Below are 14,974 nucleotides of genomic sequence, written 5' to 3'. Positions count from 1 at the left end.
GGTCGAAGCCGCAGACAGGGTCGGCGGCCGGGGATCGGGGAAGGACTCCAGCCTACGTGAGCGCCCGACCGGAGTCGGTAGGGCACGCCCGCGCGGGAGTCCTCCCCCGGTGCGCTACTTGCTCGCGGCGCGCTGGTAGGCGCGGACCGACAGAGGCACGAACACCGCGACGATCAGCACGGTCCACAGGAGCGTGTAGATCACGGGGTGCTGCAGGCTCCAGGCGTCGGGCACGGGCACGCCGTCCGGGACGTTGCCGAACAGCTCGCGCACCGCCTGGGTGACGGCCGAGACCGGGTTCCACTCGACGAACGGCTTGAGGAAGTCGGGGAACGACTCGGTGGGCACGAACGCGTTGGAGACGAACGTCAGCGGCATGATCACGATGAACGACGCGTTGTTGATCACGTCGACGCTGGGCACGATGAGGCCGATCCACGCCATGATCCAGCTGATCGCGTAGGCGAACACGAGCAGCAGCGCGAAGGCGCCGAGCATCTTCGGGATGCCGTTGTGCGCGCGCCAGCCGACGAGCAGGCCCGTCAGCGCCATGATGATCAGCGAGAGCACGTTGTAGACGACGTCCGCGCCCGTGCGCCCCACGAGCACCGCCGAGCGGGACATCGGCAGTGACCGGAACCGGTCGATGAAGCCCTTCTGCATGTCCTCGGCCATCGCCGCGCCGGAGAACGTGGCGCCGAACACCACGGTCTGCGCGAAGATGCCGCCGATCAGGAACTCCTTGTAGTCCAGGCCCGGACCGGCGTCGATCGCGCCGCCGAACACGTACGCGAACAGCAGGACGAACATGATGGGCGAGATCAGGACGAAGACCATGATCTCGGGGACGCGCTTGATCTTGATGAGGTTGCGCTTGGCGCAGACCCAGCCGTCGCTGAGCACGCGGAGCGGACCGCTGCGCTGGGTGAGGGTGGTCATCGCGTGACCTCCTGATCGGTGGTGGCGTCCTCGGCCTCGTGGCCGGTCAAGGACAGGAACACGTCGTCGAGGGTGGGACGCCGCAGGCCGATGTCGAGCACGTCGATGCCCGCCCCGCGGATGTTGCCCAGGACCTGCATGAGGTCGTCGGCGCCAGAGCCGCTGACCGCGGCGGCCACGGAGCGCTCGCGCACCGTGACCTCGCCCTTGGCGACCTCGGCGAGGAAGTCGCGGACGCGCGACGCGTGGGCCGGGTCGTCCACCACGACCTCGATCCGCTCGCCGCCGACCTGGGACTTCAGCTGGTCGGCCGTGCCCTCGGCGATCGACCGCCCGCGGTCGATCACGATGATGTTGTCGGCCAGCAGGTCGGCCTCCTCGAGGTACTGCGTCGTGAGCAGCACCGTCGCGCCGGAGGAGACGAGGTCGGAGATGACCTCCCACATCTGCTGGCGGCTGCGCGGGTCGAGGCCCGTGGTGGGCTCGTCCAGCACGATCACCGGCGGCTCGGCGACCAGAGCGCCCGCGAGGTCGAGCCGGCGACGCATGCCGCCGGAGTAGGTCTTCGAGGGCCGGTCGGCCGCGTCGGACAGGCCGAACCGGGCGAGCAGGTCGCGGGCGCGCGCGCCGGCGTCCTTGGCCTTCATCCCGTACAGCCGCCCGACCATCTCGAGGTTCTCGTAGCCCGTCAGGTACTCGTCGACCGCCGCGTACTGCCCGGACAGGCCGATGCGCCGGCGCACGCCGTCGGGATCGGCCCGGACGTCGACCCCGGCCACCGTGGCCTGGCCCTCGTCGGGCGTGAGCAGGGTGGTGAGGATGCGGACCGCCGTGGTCTTGCCCGCACCGTTGGGCCCGAGCAGTCCCAGGACGGTGCCCTCGGGCACCGCCAGGTCGAGCCCGGCGAGGGCCTCGACGTCGCCATAGCGCTTGACCAGTCCGGTCGCGCGGATCATGTCGCTCATCCCTCGATCATGGGCCACACACCCGACAGAAATCAGCCCTTGGCTGCCGACTCGTTCCGTCAGTGGTAGAAATTGCCCAGCACTGACTCGAACTCGGGGGGTTCATCATGGCTGTCGACCTGCAGCAGGTCATCCGTTTCCATCCCGACGCACTCGACGTCCCGGGCGATCCGGATCGTCTGCGTCACGGTGCCGAGAAGCTCCAGGACCTCGTGGCCGAGCTGACCGACGTCGGCAAGCGCCTGCGCGAGGCCGACGCGCCGCAGGAGACGCGCGGACCCACCGTCCGCGCGATGTCGCGCGTCGCCGGCACGCTCGGCCAGGTCCTGGAGGCCGACGCCGATCAGCTCTCCGATCTCGTCGAGCTGATCCGTCGCCAGGCCGATCGCATGACCGACGCCCTGGGCACCCTCGACGAGACCCGTCGCCGCTGGCGTCAGGCCCGCCAGGACCTGCGCGACCAGGTGGGCGACCTCAACGAGCAGGCTGCCCGCGAGCACCGCGAGGCCGAGCGCGAGCGGGCCGAGCATCGCGAGCGCGAGCGGGCCGAGCGTCGCGAGCGCGAGCGGGCCGAGAGGGACCGCAAGGGCGGCGGCGGCGGTGGCGGCGGCGCCGATCGCGACCACGAACGCCGCGAGCCCGAGCCGCCCACCGAGGCGAGCGACCTGATCAAGATGGCGGACCAGCAGGTCCTGAACCAGGTCGAGGGCCCGCTGCGGCGCCTCGCCGGCCTCGAGTTCACCGACCGGCACGGGTCCGTCGCGATCATGCTCGACGGCAAGGCCGACCAGATCGCCGAGCGCTACCGCCAGACCGTGCAGGCGATCTTCGACGAGCTCGTCGAGGCGCTGCGCGGGGTGAACCGCCTCGACAACCAGCTCGTCGAGCAGCTCCCCCGGCAGCGGCAGGCGATCGCCGGGCCGGTGAAGTCCGGGGACGACCAGTCCACGCCCGATCCCACACGGCTGTCGCGCCCCGACGACATCGCCTCCGTCGGCGAGGAGCTGCAGGACTGCGCGCGCGCCCTCGACACGGCCGCCGAGCGCCTGCAGGAGATCCGCCTCGCGATCCGCGAGGGCCGCCTCACCCCCGAGGACGAGCGGATCGGCAGCATGAACGGCTTCGAGCGCACCTGGAAGGAGCACCTGCAGGAGGTGCGCGAGGACCTGAACCACGCCCGCAAGGCCAGCGCCGACATCGCCCGCGAGCTGCGCGAGCTCGACGAGCGCGGCGCCCGCGAGGTGCGGCGCAGCTTCCGCAACGGCTGACACGCCGGACCGCCGATTCCCTCGCGGAACGGCCCGCCGAGCCGGTACGGTGAGCGGAATTTCGCCTCGTGACGCACGGGGCGTGCTGAGCAGGGGGTGACCCATGAGTCGATCCGACGAGCCGTCCGGCGTGGTGCCGGCGGAGCGCACGGACTACTGGAACGCGTTCTACGCGGACGGCGGCGTCGCCCGGCGTCCCGTCCCGTCCCAGTTCGCCGCCTTCGTGGCTGGCGAGCTCGACGGGCCCACGCGGATCCTCGAGTTCGGCAGCGGATCGGGACGCGACTCGCTCTTCCTCGCCGCGCACGGGCACGACGTGACCGGCGTCGACGGCTCGAAGGCCGCGGTCGAGGCGTGCTCCGAGCTGGCCGAGGAGCTGGGGCTCGACGTCGAGTTCGTCAGTGCCTCGATCGACCAAGAGGGGCTGGCCGCGCAGCTGCGCGTCGAGCCCGGGAACACCCTCGTCTACGCACGCTTCTTCGTGCACGCGATCACCGACGACGAGCAGGCGGCGTTCCTGCGCCTGGTCGCCGAGCTCACCTCGCCCGGCGACCGGCTCGCCGTCGAGTACCGCACTCTGCGCGACTCCAGCGGCGCCAAGGTCACCGGCCGCCACTACCGCCGCTTCGTCGACCCCACCTCGTTCAACGCCCAGGCCGTCCTGCACGGCTTCGACGTCACCTACGCGGTGGAGGGCTACGGCTTCGCGAAGTACCGCGAGGACGACGCCTACGTCGCGCGGGCGCTGCTCACGAGGCGTTGAGGTGGAGACGCTCGGCGAGCTCCTGACCGAGACGGTCCGGTCGGCCCGCGCCGCCTTCCCCGACCTCGACTTCGTCCGGCCCGCCGGCCAGCTGCACGTCGCCCTCCCACCGACCACGGTCGACCGCGTGCGCGTCGAGCTGGCCTCGCCGTCCATCCTGCGGCTGCAGTCCCTGGGCGTGTCCACCACGCCGGCGCTCTCCCCCGTCGAGCTGGCCGCTCGCGTCACGATCACGGCGAGCAGCTTCGCCGACGGGTTCCGCGAGACGTTCGACCCCGAGCGTCTTCTCGACGCGGAGCACCCGCACGGCGTGCAGATCCGCACCGAGCACGAGGCTCTGCCGTGGGCCGAGGTCGCGTTCGCCGAGCCGGTCGAGCTCACCGCCCTGCACCTGCGTGGCATCGCGGCCCGCGCCGCGATCGAGAGCCGCGACGTGCGCGTGCTGATCGGCTCCCCCGGCGGTCCCTGGGTCACGGTCTACGACGCGCCCGGCCGCGCCGAGGAGCTGCAGGCCTGGGTCCGGGCCCGGACGGTCGACGTCCCCGACGACCTGCGGCCGACGTTCGAGCTGCTCGCCGGACCCCTCGCGCTCACCGTCGCGGGGCACTACCAGCCGGCCCGCACGGCCATGAAGTCGGCGGCGAAGCAGCTCAGCGACGAGGCGCGCCGCGAGTTCGTCCGCACCGTGAGCGAGGGCGTGCTCCACGACCGCTCCCTCGACTGGACGGCGCACGGTCCCACGCGGTCCTTCCGGTTCTGGTCGGCCGAGGAGAAGCAGGACTACGTCCGCTCCACCGTCGCGGTGGCCGACGCGCTCCGGGACCTGACGCCTCACGTGTGCTTCGGCTACGGCGCGGCGCTGGCCGTGGTGCGCGACGGCGACCTCATCCCGCACGACGACGACCTCGACCTCATCGTGGCGTTCGAGCCGCACGAGGCCGCCACGCTGCCCGAGGCCCACGCGCTGGTCGAGGACTTCCTGCGGGCGCGCGGCTTCACGGTCAAGGGCGACTTCTTCGGCCACCGGCACGTCGCGCCCGCCGGGGGCGGCAAGAACGTCGACGTGTTCTCGGCGCTGTTCGAGGGTGACCGGATCGCCTGGTACCCCGGCACGCGCGGTGCCCTCGACCGCGCGACCATGTTCCCCACCAGCGAGCGGGAGTTCCTCGGCGTGACGGTGCCGCTGCCGGCCGACCCCGTGGGCTACCTCGAGACGATCTACGGTCCCGGCTGGAGCACGCCCGACCCGGCCTTCAAGCACCGGTGGCGCAAGAAGGACTTCGCCGACCAGGCGGCGACGCCGCCCCCGCCGGAGCCCGAGCGGCGCACTGGCTGGCTGGGGAGGCTGCGTCAGTCCTGGCGGTAGGTGCTGAGGAAATGGCCCATGCGCTGGATCGCCTCCGCCAGGTCGCGCGACCACGGCAGGGTGACGATGCGCAGGTGGTCGGGATCGGGCCAGTTGAAGCCCGTGCCCTGGGTCAGCAGGATCTTCTCCGACATCAGCAGGTCCAGCACGAACTGCTGGTCGTCCTTGATCGGGTAGACCTCGGGGTCGAGGCGCGGGAACGCGTACAGGGCGCCGCGCGGCGCGACGACGCTGACGCCGGGGATCTTGCGCAGCTCGTTGACCGCGGTGTCGCGTTGCTCCAGCAGGCGGCCGCCGGGCAGGATCAGCTCCTTGATCGACTGGTAGCCGCCGAGCGCCACCTGGATCGCGTTCTGTGCCGGCACGTTGGGGCACAGCCGCATCGACGCCAGCAGGGTGAGGCCCTCGAGATAGTCCTGGGCGCGCTCGAGCGGACCGGTGACGACGAGCCAGCCCGCACGGTAGCCGCACACGCGGTACGCCTTGGAGAGGCCGTTGAACGTCAGCGTCAGGACGTCGGGCGCGATGCTGGCCAAGGGGATGTGGACGGCGTCGTCGTAGAGGATCTTGTCGTAGATCTCGTCCGCCATGAGGATCAGGTCGTGCTTGCGCGCGAGATCGGCGATCGCCGTGAGGGTCTCGCGGCTGTAGACGGCGCCCGTGGGGTTGTTCGGGTTGATGACGACGATGACCTTGGTGCGATCGGTGATCTTCGCCTCGAGGTCGGCCAGGTCGGGGTTCCAGTCGTTGTCCTCGTCGCACCGGTAGTGCACGGGGCGCCCACCGGCGAGGTTCGTCACCGCGGTCCACAGCGGGTAGTCCGGCGTGGGGATCAGCACCTCGTCGCCGTTGTCGAGCAGCGCCTGCAGGGCGATCTGGATCAGCTCGCTGACGCCGTTGCCGAGCCAGACGTCGTCGATGTCGAGGGCCGGGAAGCCCTCCTGCAGCTGGTAGTGGTGCACCACCGCACGCCGCGCGGACTGGATGCCGCGCGAGTCGGAGTAGCCCTGCGCCGTGGGCAGGCCGGCGATGACGTCCTGGAGGATCTCCGAGGGCGCGTCGAACCCGAACGGCTGCGGGTTGCCGATGTTGAGCTTGAGGATCCGATGACCCTCGGCCTCCAGCTGGGCAGCTCGCGCGCTGACGGGGCCGCGGATGTCGTACAGGACATCCCTCAACTTCTCCGACTGGCGCACGACAGGACTCATGCGCCCATTGTGCCGGACGCCCTCCACCTCCCGGCCGCGACTCCCGGCGGCGACTGAACGAGGTTTCCTGTCACTTCGCGAGGTTCGCGAACCTCGCGAGGTGACGGTTTCCCCGGTTAACCGGGGAAACTGCGGGTCAGTCCAGCTCGCGGACGACGTCGAGCGCGCGCTGGAGGTCGTCGGGGTAGGGGCTCTCGTACTCGACCCACTCCCCCGACGCCGGGTGGGTGAAGCCGAGCCGCACCGCGTGGAGCCACTGGCGCTCGAGGCCGACGCGCTTGGCCAGCACCGGGTCGGCGCCGTACAACGGGTCGCCCACGCACGGGTGCTTGATGGCGGCCATGTGCACGCGGATCTGGTGGGTGCGACCGGTCTCGAGCTTGATCTCCAGCAGCGACGCGAAGCGGTGCGCCTCGAGCGTGTCGTAGTGCGTGACCGAGGCGCGGCCGTCGGCGCGGACCGTGAACTTGAAGTCGTGCTTGGGGTGCCGGGCGATCGGCGCGTCGATCGTGCCGGTGTGCGGGTCGGGGTGGCCCTGCACGAGCGAGTGGTAGGTCTTGTCGACCGTGCGGTCGCGGAACGCCTGCTTCAGCACGGTGTAGGCGCGCTCGGACTTGGCCACGACCATGAGGCCGCTGGTGCCGACGTCGAGGCGCTGCACGATGCCCTGGCGCTCGGCCGCGCCGCTGGTGGAGATCCGCACGCCCACGCCGGCCAGGTGACCCGAGACGGTGGGCCCGTCCCAGCCCACGCCGGGATGCGCCGCAACGCCGATCGGCTTGTCGACCACGACGATGTCGTCGTCCTCGTGCACGATCGACATGCCCTCGACCTCGGTGGGGACCACCACGGCGCGCCGGGGTGCGGGGATGGTGGCCTCGATCAGCGCGCCGGGCTCGACGCGCTCGGACTTGATCGGCTGGCTGCCGTCGAGCAGCACGAGCCCCTCGGCGACGAGGTCGCCGGCGCGCGTGCGCGAGACGCCGAAGAGCCGGGCCAGGGCGACGTCGACGCGCTCGCCGGCCAGGCCCTCGGGGATGTAGACGCTGCGCACCTGCGTGGCGTCGTCGGTCACGATTCCTCCCGGGTGCCGTCGAAGCGATGTCCTCGCCACGACCGCCAGATGATGACCACGGCCGCCACCGTCAGGGCGATATCGGCCACGTTCCCCACGAAGAAGCCGGCGTAGTCGATGAAGTCCACGACGTGGCCCCGCAGGAACGACGGCTCACGGAAGAGCCGGTCGATCAAGTTTCCCACGGCGCCCCCGAGGAACAGCCCGAGCCCCACGGCCCACCACGGGTCGCGCAGCCGGGGCGCGATGACGATGAGGGTGACCGTGACGGCGATCGCGACGAGGCTCAGCACGATCGTGTAGCCCGCGGCGGTGCCGAGCGCGGCGCCGGGATTGAGCACGAAGCGCAGGCTCAGCAGGTCGCCCAGCAGCGGGATGGCGTCACGGCCGTCGAGCCGCGCGACCGCCCACCACTTGGTGAGCTGGTCGAGCGCCACGACCGCGATCGCGACGAACGCGAACAGGCCGACCCGGCGACGGCCGATCGGCTCGGTCGACGGGTCCGAGGACGGGGTCACGGGAGTCAGCGACGCTCCTCGCGACGCTTGCAGTCCATGCACAGCGTCGCGCGGGGGAACGCCATGAGGCGCAGCTTGCCGATCGGCTCGCCGCACTGCTCACAGACGCCGTAGGTGCCGTCGTCGAGACGAGCCAGCGCCTTCTCGGTCTGCAGCAGCAGCTCGCGCTGGTTCGCGGCGAGCGAGAGCTCGGCGTCGCGCTCGAGGCTGTTCGAGCCGACGTCGGCCTGGTCGTTGCCCGCGCCGTCGACACCGCCCGCCAGGATGTCCTGCAGATCACGGGCGGAGTGGTCGAGCTCGGTCCTCAGGCGGGCGAGGTCCTCGACGAGCTCCTCGCGCACGGCCTTGGCCTCCGCAGGGGTCCAGGGCTCTTCGTCCGCGCGGACGGCCAACGTGGTCTTGGGCATGCCCGGGACAGTAGACCGACCACGGGACGCGTGCAAGTCGCCCCACCGTAGGATTGGCCGAGTGAGTCAGGACGCCCCGAACGCCCCCGCAGCACAGGCTGCATCCGGTCCCTCCGCCACCCCCGCTGAGTCGCTGCGATACCGGCCCGTGCCGGCCCACGTCGACCTGCCGGCGATGGAGCGCGAGATCCTCGACCTGTGGGCCGAGCAGGGCACCTTCGCCGCCAGCCTGAGCACCCGCGCCGACGCGCCGCGCTGGACCTTCTACGAGGGCCCGCCCACCGCGAACGGCGTCCCCGGCACCCACCACGTGGAGGCCCGCGTCTTCAAGGACGTCTTCCCGCGCTTCAAGACCATGCAGGGCTTCCACGTCGAGCGCAAGGCCGGCTGGGACTGCCACGGCCTGCCCGTGGAGATCGCCGTCGAGAAGGAGCTCGGCTTCAACGGCAAGCCCGACATCGAGGCCTTCGGCATCGCGGAGTTCAACGCGAAGTGCCGCGAGTCCGTCCTGCGCAACGTCGACCAGTTCGAGACCATGACCGAGCGCATGGCGTACTGGACCGACATGTCCGACCCCTACCGCACGATGGACGCCTCGTATGTCGAGAGCGTGTGGTGGGCGCTGTCGCAGATCCACGGCAAGGGCCTGCTGGTCGAGGACTACCGCGTCGCGCCGTACTGCCCGCGCTGCGGCACCACGCTGTCCGACCACGAGCTCGCGCAGGGCTACGAGACCGTCGTCGATCCCTCGGTCTACGTGCGCTTCCCGCTGACGTCGGGCCCGTGGGAGGGCACCGACCTGCTGGTCTGGACCACCACGCCGTGGACCCTCGTGTCGAACACGGCCGTCGCCGTGCACCCCGAGGTCACCTACGTCGTGGCCACGAACGGCACCGACCGCGTCGTCGTGGCCGAGCCGCTCGTCGCCTCCGCCCTCGGCGAGGGCTGGGAGACCGTCGAGACCGTCACCGGTCGTGACATGGAGCGCTGGACGTACCGTCGCCCCTTCGACCTCGTCGAGATCCCCGACGCGCACTTCGTCGTCCTGGGCGACTACGTCACCACCGACGACGGCACCGGCCTGGTGCACCAGTCCCCCGCGTTCGGCGCGGACGACATGGCGGTCTGCAAGGCGTACGGCCTGCCCGTGGTCAACCCGATCGCGCCCGACGGCCACTTCGAGGCCGACGTCCCGCTCGTCGGCGGCGCCTTCTTCAAGGAGGCCGACCCCACGCTGGTGGCCGACCTCGAGTCGCGCGGCCTGCTGTTCCGCGCGCTGGACTACGAGCACAGCTACCCGCACTGCTGGCGCTGCCACACGCCGCTCATGTACTTCGCGCTGCCCGCCTGGTACATCCGCACCACGGCGCGCAAGGACGAGCTGCTCGCGCAGAACGAGAAGACCAACTGGTACCCCGAGACCATCAAGCACGGCCGCTACGGCGACTGGCTGCAGAACAACATCGACTGGTCGCTCTCGCGCAACCGTTTCTGGGGCACGCCCCTGCCGATCTGGCGCAACGACGCCGATCCGAGCAAGGTCGTCTGCGTCGAGTCGCTGGCCCACCTGTCCGAGCTGACCGGCACCGACCAGTCCGACCTCGATCCCCACCGCCCGTACATCGACGACGTCACCTTCACGGTCGACGGCGAGCCCGGCACGTACCGTCGCGTGCCCGAGGTCATCGACGCGTGGTTCGACTCCGGCTCGATGCCGTTCGCGCAGTGGGGCTACCCGCACGTGGAGGGCTCGAAGGAGAGGTTCGAGCGCGCCTACCCCGCGCAGTACATCTCCGAGGCCATCGACCAGACCCGTGGCTGGTTCTACTCCCTCATGGCCGTCGGCACGCTCGTGTTCGACGAGTCCAGCTACGAGAACGTCGTGTGCCTGGGCCACATCCTGGCCGAGGACGGCCGCAAGATGAGCAAGCACCTGGGCAACATCCTGCTGCCCATGCCGCTCATGGACGAGCACGGCGCCGACGCGCTGCGCTGGTTCATGGCGTGCGCGGGCTCGCCGTGGTCGGCGCGCCGCATCGGCCCCACCGCGCTCACCGAGATCGTGCGCAAGGTGCTGCTGACGTACTGGAACACCGTGGCGTTCCACGTCCTGTACGCCCGCGCCGCCGACTGGAGCCCGGCCACCGACGCTCCCCCGGTGGCCGAGCGCGGCGTCCTCGACCAGTGGCTGCTGTCGCAGACGCAGGACCTGGTCACCGACGTCACGTCGGCCCTGGAGGACTTCGACACCCAGCGCGCCGGCGCGGTCCTGGCGACCTTCGTCGACGACCTGTCCAACTGGTACGTGCGTCGCTCGCGCAAGCGCTTCTGGCGCGGCGACGCGGCCGCCCTGGCCACCCTGCACGAGGTGCTCGACGTGCTGACACGCCTCATGGCGCCGCTCGTCCCGTTCGTCACCGAGCGGGTCTGGCAGGACCTCGTGGTCCCCGTCGACCCCGACGCCGCGCCGTCGGTGCACCTCGCGTCGTGGCCCGAGACCGACGCGTCGCTGCGCGTCGAGGGCCTGGCCGCACGCGTGGGCCTGGCCCGACGCGTCACCGAGCTCGGTCGCGCCGCCCGCGCCGAGGCCAAGGTCCGCACGCGCCAGCCCCTGCGCCGTGCGCTCATCGGCTCGGCCCACTTCGAGTCGCTCGGCGAGGACCTGCGCGCGCAGGTGTGCGAGGAGCTCAACATCGTCGAGCTCGGCTCGCTGGCCGACGCCGGCGCCGACCTCGTGGAGTTCTCGGCCAAGGCCAACTTCCGCCAGCTGGGCAAGCGCTACGGCAAGCAGACCCCGATGGTCGCGCAGGCCATCGCCGCGACCGACGCCGGCGAGCTCGCCCGCGCGCTCGAGTCCGGCGAGGCCACCGTCACGGCTGGCGGCGAGTCGTGGCAGGTCGAGGCCGACGACGTCATCATCACCGAGCGTCCGCGCGAGGGCTGGTCGGTCGTCAACGAGCAGGGTGAGACCGTCGCGCTCGACCTGGCCATCGACGACGAGCTGCGCCGCGCGGGCCTGGCCCGTGAGGCCGTGCGCGTGATCCAGGAGGCGCGCAAGGCCGCCGGGCTGGAGATCACCGACCGCATCACGCTCACGTGGGCCGCCGAGGGCGAGACCGCCGAGGCGCTGCGCGAGCACGGCGACAGCATCGCCGAGGAGGTCCTGGCGGTCGCGTTCGCGCCCGGCGAGGCCGACGACGTGCACGACGAGGATCTCGGCCTCGCAGTGAGCCTGGCTCGCGCCTGACCCTCGAACGAGAAAGCGGGGTGCCCGGACTTCGGTCCCGGCACCCCGCTCGCGTCTCTCCACCCGACGCCACGCGATCACGAACGACGACGGCGCCCGATCCCCGGAGGGATCGGGCGCCGTCGTTCGACTCAGTGACGCGGTGCCGCGAGATCAGTCCTTGCTGTCCAGCGCGGAGCCCTGCTGCGGCGCGACGGGCGAGCTGCCCTCGAGCTGCGCGAGCTGGTCCTGGAAGTAGGCCTTGAGGCGGGCGCGGTACTCGCGCTCGTAGGCACGCAGGTGGTCGATCTCGCCCTGGAGCTCCTGACGCTCACGCTCGAGGCTGGAGATGACCTCCTTGCGGCGCTGCTCGGTCTCGACGTCGAGCTGCTCGGCGCGCTTGCGCGACTCGTACTGCAGCGTGTCGGCGTTGCGACGGGCCTCGGCCGAGAGCTGCTCGGCCTCGACGCGGGCCTCACCGATGATCGTGTCGGCCTCCTCCTTCGCGGCGTCCATGAGCTGGTCGGCGTTGGCCGACGCGATCTCGAGGAGGCGCGCGGCGGCCGTGGAGGCCTCGGCGGTGGAGGTGACGCGCAGCTCCTGCGGAGCGGCGGGGGCCGGAGCGGCGGGGGCCGGGGTGGGCTCGGGCTCCTTGACCGGCTCGGGCTCCTTGACGGGCTCGGGCTTGGCGGCGGCGGGAGCGGGCTGGGCCTTGGAGGCCTCCTCGAGCGCGGCCTCGAGCTCGGCGACCTTGGCCTTCAGCTCGGAGTTCTCGTTGACGAGGCGTTCGAACTCGACCTCGACCTCATCGAGGAACTGCTCGACCTCACCCATGTCGTAGCCGTCGCGCAAGCGCACGGCAGTGAACTGCTTGTCGCGAATGTCCTGGGGCGTGAGCGCCATCTGGTCACCTCTGCGTGTGAGTCGGGTCTGTCGGGGGAAAGATTCGGGGCCTCGTCAACGGTACCGCCTCATCCTAAGCACCGGGCAGCGGGCCGGTGCTCAAGTCTCAACGATCACCTAAAAGATGACGACCACCAGGGACTGCGCGATGAACAACAGGAGCAACAGGACCATCGCCGAGACGTCGAGCATGACGCCACCCAGACGGATCGGAGGGATGACCTTGCGCAGGGCGCGCAGCGGCGGGTCGGTGACGGTGAAGATGAACTCGCACAGCACCGCGATGAAGCCGCGGGGCTGCCACTGGCGGGCAAGCAGCTGCACCCAGTCCACGACGAACCTGGCGATCACGAAGATGATCGCCAGGTAGATGAGGTTGTAGAGAATGGTCCCGATCGGTGACACGGGGCCTCAGCTCTGGTTGTAGAAGCCGCCGGCGGCGAGGGTGGCGCGGTCCTCGTCGGACACCTGCACTCCCTCGGGCGACAGCAGGAAGACCTTCGCCGTGATCCGGTTGATCGTGCCGTGGACGGCGAAGACCAGTCCGGCGGCGAAGTCGACGAGACGCTTCGCGTCGTCGTCGCCGATGTCGGAGAGGTTCATGATCACCGGCACGCCCGAGCGGAACGACTCGCCGATGGTGCGGGCATCGTTGTACGTGCGGGGTGTGACGGTCTCGATGCGCGCCAGGTCGGCCACGGACAGGCCGGGCTGACGGCGGTCGTCGAGGGCCGTCACGGTGCGCGGCGCGACCGACTGGGGGGCAGCCTGACGCACCGGCGCGGCGGTGCGTGCCGGGGCCTCCGGCTCGTACTCCAGCGCCTCGTCGTACTCGGCCTGCTCGACGAGTCCGAGGTACTCGCCCATCCTCCGCATTGCGCCAGCCATGCTCACTCCCGATCTTCGGTCTTGACGTTGTTGAGACTACTGCAGTACAGGGCGCTGCCCCAGCACCGAACGACCCACGCGCACGTGTGTCGCGCCGTGCCGGATCGCGACCTCGAAGTCCTCGCTCATGCCGGCCGAGATCGTGGTCGCGGACGGCACGGTGCGCACCAGGTCGGCGCTGATCTCGCGCAGGTGCGCGAAGCTCGGCTCGGGGTCCTGCCCGAGCGGCGCGACGGTCATGACGCCCCCGAGCTCGAGGTGCGGGCACTCCCCCACGATCACGTCGGCGAGCGCCTGCACGTCGGCCGGCGGGACGCCCGCGCGGCCGGGGTCGGTGGTGTCGAAGTCGACCTGGACGAGGACGCGCAGCGTGCGCCCGGCCGCCTCGGCCCCGCGGTCGAGCGACCGGGCGAGCTTCGCGCGATCGACGCTGTGGACGACGTCGGCGTAGCGGGCGACGGCGCCGGCCTTGTTGGTCTGGAGCCCTCCGACGAAGTGCCAGCGCAGCGAGGCCCCGCTCGCCGCGACCTCGGCCTGCTTGTCGGCGGCCTCGGGGTGGCGGTTCTCGCCGACGTCGGTGACGCCGAGGTCGGCGAGCAGCTCGACGTCGCTCGCCGGGTGGGTCTTGGTGACGACGACGAGGGTGACCTCGCCGGGATCGCGGCCGGCCTGCTCGCAGGCGCGGGCGATCCGCTCGCGGACGGCCGCGAGGTTCTGCGCGAGCGCGTCACGGCGCGACATCGGCACTCCCCTCGCGCAGGACGACCGCGGCGCCGAAGCGTCCTGCGGCCTCACCCTGACGCCGGTGCGACCAGAACTGCTCGTCCTCGATCGTGCAGCCACCGAGGTCGTGGGCGACCACGCCGTCGCGCTCGAGCTGGGCCAGCACGCCGGCGCCGATGTCGAGGCCGGGCGTACCCTGCCGGGTGGTGGCCCGGGCGGCGGGCTCGGCCGCGGCGACCTCGTCGGCCATCGCCTGCGGCACCTCGTAGCAGGAGCCACAGGCCCGGGGTCCGACCCACGCCTCGAGCCGGTCGGCGCCGCGCTCGCGCAGGGCGGCCACGGCCGCGGGGACCACGCCGGACGCCATGCCCACGCGACCCGCGTGCACGACGGCCGCCAGTGGCCGGTCGGGCGACGCGACGACGATCGGGACGCAGTCGGCGACCCGGACGATCGCGACGACGCCCGGCCGGTCGAGCACGAGCGCGTCGGCCTCGGGCTGGGCGTCAGGGTCGGCGACGGCCACGTCGGCACCGTGGACCTGGCGCATCAGGGCCGGCCGGCCCCCGAGCGCCGCGGCCACGACGCCCGGGCCCTCCGCGGGTGATCCGTCGATCGGGCCCCGACCCAGGTCGGTGCGCGCGTCGGTGAAGCCGAACGCCGCGACCCCGAGGTCGGACCGGAACCAGAACGGCGCGGAGGAGCCGGGCGTGCTGTCGGGCACG

The 14,974-nt window shown here is 71.5% G+C and carries 15 protein-coding genes; 4 read left to right on the top strand and 11 right to left on the bottom strand.

The features are described from left to right. Window positions 1–114 precede the first annotated feature (114 nt). Together BJ975_RS05150 and BJ975_RS05145 are read right to left on the bottom strand one after the other, a co-directional pair. Window positions 115–939, bottom strand: coding sequence for an ABC transporter permease (locus BJ975_RS05150; protein WP_179424120.1), 825 nt, complete (start codon window positions 937–939; stop codon window positions 115–117). Further along, window positions 936–1,904, bottom strand: a complete 969-nt coding sequence (locus BJ975_RS05145) for an ATP-binding cassette domain-containing protein (protein ID WP_179424119.1) — start codon at window positions 1,902–1,904, stop codon at window positions 936–938. Before BJ975_RS05145 ends, BJ975_RS05150 begins: the two co-directional genes overlap by 4 nt. A gap of 107 nt (window positions 1,905–2,011) precedes the next feature. On the opposite strand from BJ975_RS05145, the gene BJ975_RS05140 reads away from it, so the two are divergent. The 3 genes from BJ975_RS05140 (at window position 2,012) to BJ975_RS05130 (ending at window position 5,301) form a co-directional block, all read left to right on the top strand. Then, the gene (locus BJ975_RS05140; RefSeq protein WP_179424118.1) at window positions 2,012–3,172 is read left to right on the top strand and encodes a hypothetical protein; all 1,161 of its coding nucleotides are present in this window, start codon (window positions 2,012–2,014) and stop codon (window positions 3,170–3,172) included. Window positions 3,173–3,275: 103 nt separating this feature from the next. Next, complete coding sequence (locus BJ975_RS05135) at window positions 3,276–3,935, top strand: class I SAM-dependent methyltransferase (protein WP_179424117.1); 660 nt, start codon at window positions 3,276–3,278, stop codon at window positions 3,933–3,935. Between the two features lies 1 nt (window position 3,936). Continuing rightward, window positions 3,937–5,301: a hypothetical protein gene (locus BJ975_RS05130; RefSeq protein ID WP_179424116.1), complete on the top strand. Its 1,365-nt coding sequence runs from the start codon at window positions 3,937–3,939 to the stop codon at window positions 5,299–5,301. Here BJ975_RS05130 and BJ975_RS05125 read toward each other — a convergent pair. The 4 genes from BJ975_RS05125 to BJ975_RS05110 form a co-directional block, all read right to left on the bottom strand. Next, on the bottom strand, window positions 5,286–6,509 hold the full coding sequence (locus BJ975_RS05125) for a pyridoxal phosphate-dependent aminotransferase (RefSeq protein WP_179424115.1): 1,224 nt from the start codon (window positions 6,507–6,509) through the stop codon (window positions 5,286–5,288). The two genes, BJ975_RS05130 and BJ975_RS05125, sit on opposite strands and share 16 nt — an antisense overlap. Window positions 6,510–6,645: 136 nt before the next feature. Beyond that, window positions 6,646–7,584: an RluA family pseudouridine synthase gene (locus tag BJ975_RS05120; protein WP_179424114.1), complete on the bottom strand. Its 939-nt coding sequence runs from the start codon at window positions 7,582–7,584 to the stop codon at window positions 6,646–6,648. Continuing rightward, the gene (lspA, locus tag BJ975_RS05115; protein ID WP_269302607.1) at window positions 7,581–8,102 is read right to left on the bottom strand and encodes a signal peptidase II; all 522 of its coding nucleotides are present in this window, start codon (window positions 8,100–8,102) and stop codon (window positions 7,581–7,583) included. Before lspA ends, BJ975_RS05120 begins: the two co-directional genes overlap by 4 nt. 5 nt (window positions 8,103–8,107) lie before the next feature. Continuing rightward, window positions 8,108–8,509, bottom strand: coding sequence for a TraR/DksA family transcriptional regulator (locus BJ975_RS05110; RefSeq protein ID WP_179424113.1), 402 nt, complete (start codon window positions 8,507–8,509; stop codon window positions 8,108–8,110). Between the two features lie 61 nt (window positions 8,510–8,570). Between BJ975_RS05110 and ileS the strand changes: the two genes are divergently transcribed. Continuing rightward, window positions 8,571–11,756: an isoleucine--tRNA ligase gene (gene ileS, locus BJ975_RS05105; RefSeq protein WP_396336574.1), complete on the top strand. Its 3,186-nt coding sequence runs from the start codon at window positions 8,571–8,573 to the stop codon at window positions 11,754–11,756. 153 nt (window positions 11,757–11,909) lie between these two features. Here the strand turns inward: ileS and BJ975_RS05100 are convergent, their stop codons facing one another. The 5 genes from BJ975_RS05100 to BJ975_RS05080 all read right to left on the bottom strand — a co-directional run bounded on the left by BJ975_RS05100 (window position 11,910) and on the right by BJ975_RS05080 (window position 14,973). Next, complete coding sequence (locus tag BJ975_RS05100) at window positions 11,910–12,638, bottom strand: DivIVA domain-containing protein (protein WP_179424111.1); 729 nt, start codon at window positions 12,636–12,638, stop codon at window positions 11,910–11,912. A 117-nt stretch (window positions 12,639–12,755) separates the two neighbouring features. Continuing rightward, window positions 12,756–13,043 carry a YggT family protein gene (locus BJ975_RS05095; protein WP_179424110.1) on the bottom strand — a complete coding sequence of 96 codons (288 nt, stop codon included), beginning with the start codon at window positions 13,041–13,043 and terminating at the stop codon, window positions 12,756–12,758. Between the two features lie 6 nt (window positions 13,044–13,049). After that, window positions 13,050–13,526, bottom strand: coding sequence for a cell division protein SepF (locus BJ975_RS05090; protein ID WP_179424109.1), 477 nt, complete (start codon window positions 13,524–13,526; stop codon window positions 13,050–13,052). 36 nt (window positions 13,527–13,562) lie between these two features. Beyond that, window positions 13,563–14,267 (bottom strand): YggS family pyridoxal phosphate-dependent enzyme, encoded by a 705-nt coding sequence (locus BJ975_RS05085; protein ID WP_179424108.1) that lies wholly within the window; start codon window positions 14,265–14,267, stop codon window positions 13,563–13,565. After that, a complete protein-coding gene (locus tag BJ975_RS05080; protein WP_179424107.1) occupies window positions 14,254–14,973 on the bottom strand; it encodes a polyphenol oxidase family protein in 720 nt (239 codons plus the stop codon). The genes BJ975_RS05085 and BJ975_RS05080 overlap by 14 nt, the downstream gene beginning before the upstream one ends. Window position 14,974 lies beyond the last annotated feature (1 nt).

It is taken from the genome of Aeromicrobium tamlense (assembly GCF_013408555.1).
Classification (GTDB): Bacteria; Actinomycetota; Actinomycetes; order Propionibacteriales; family Nocardioidaceae; genus Aeromicrobium; species Aeromicrobium tamlense.
The sequence above is the reverse complement of the archived record's forward strand: the minus strand, read 5'-3'. Positions and strand labels throughout refer to the sequence as shown.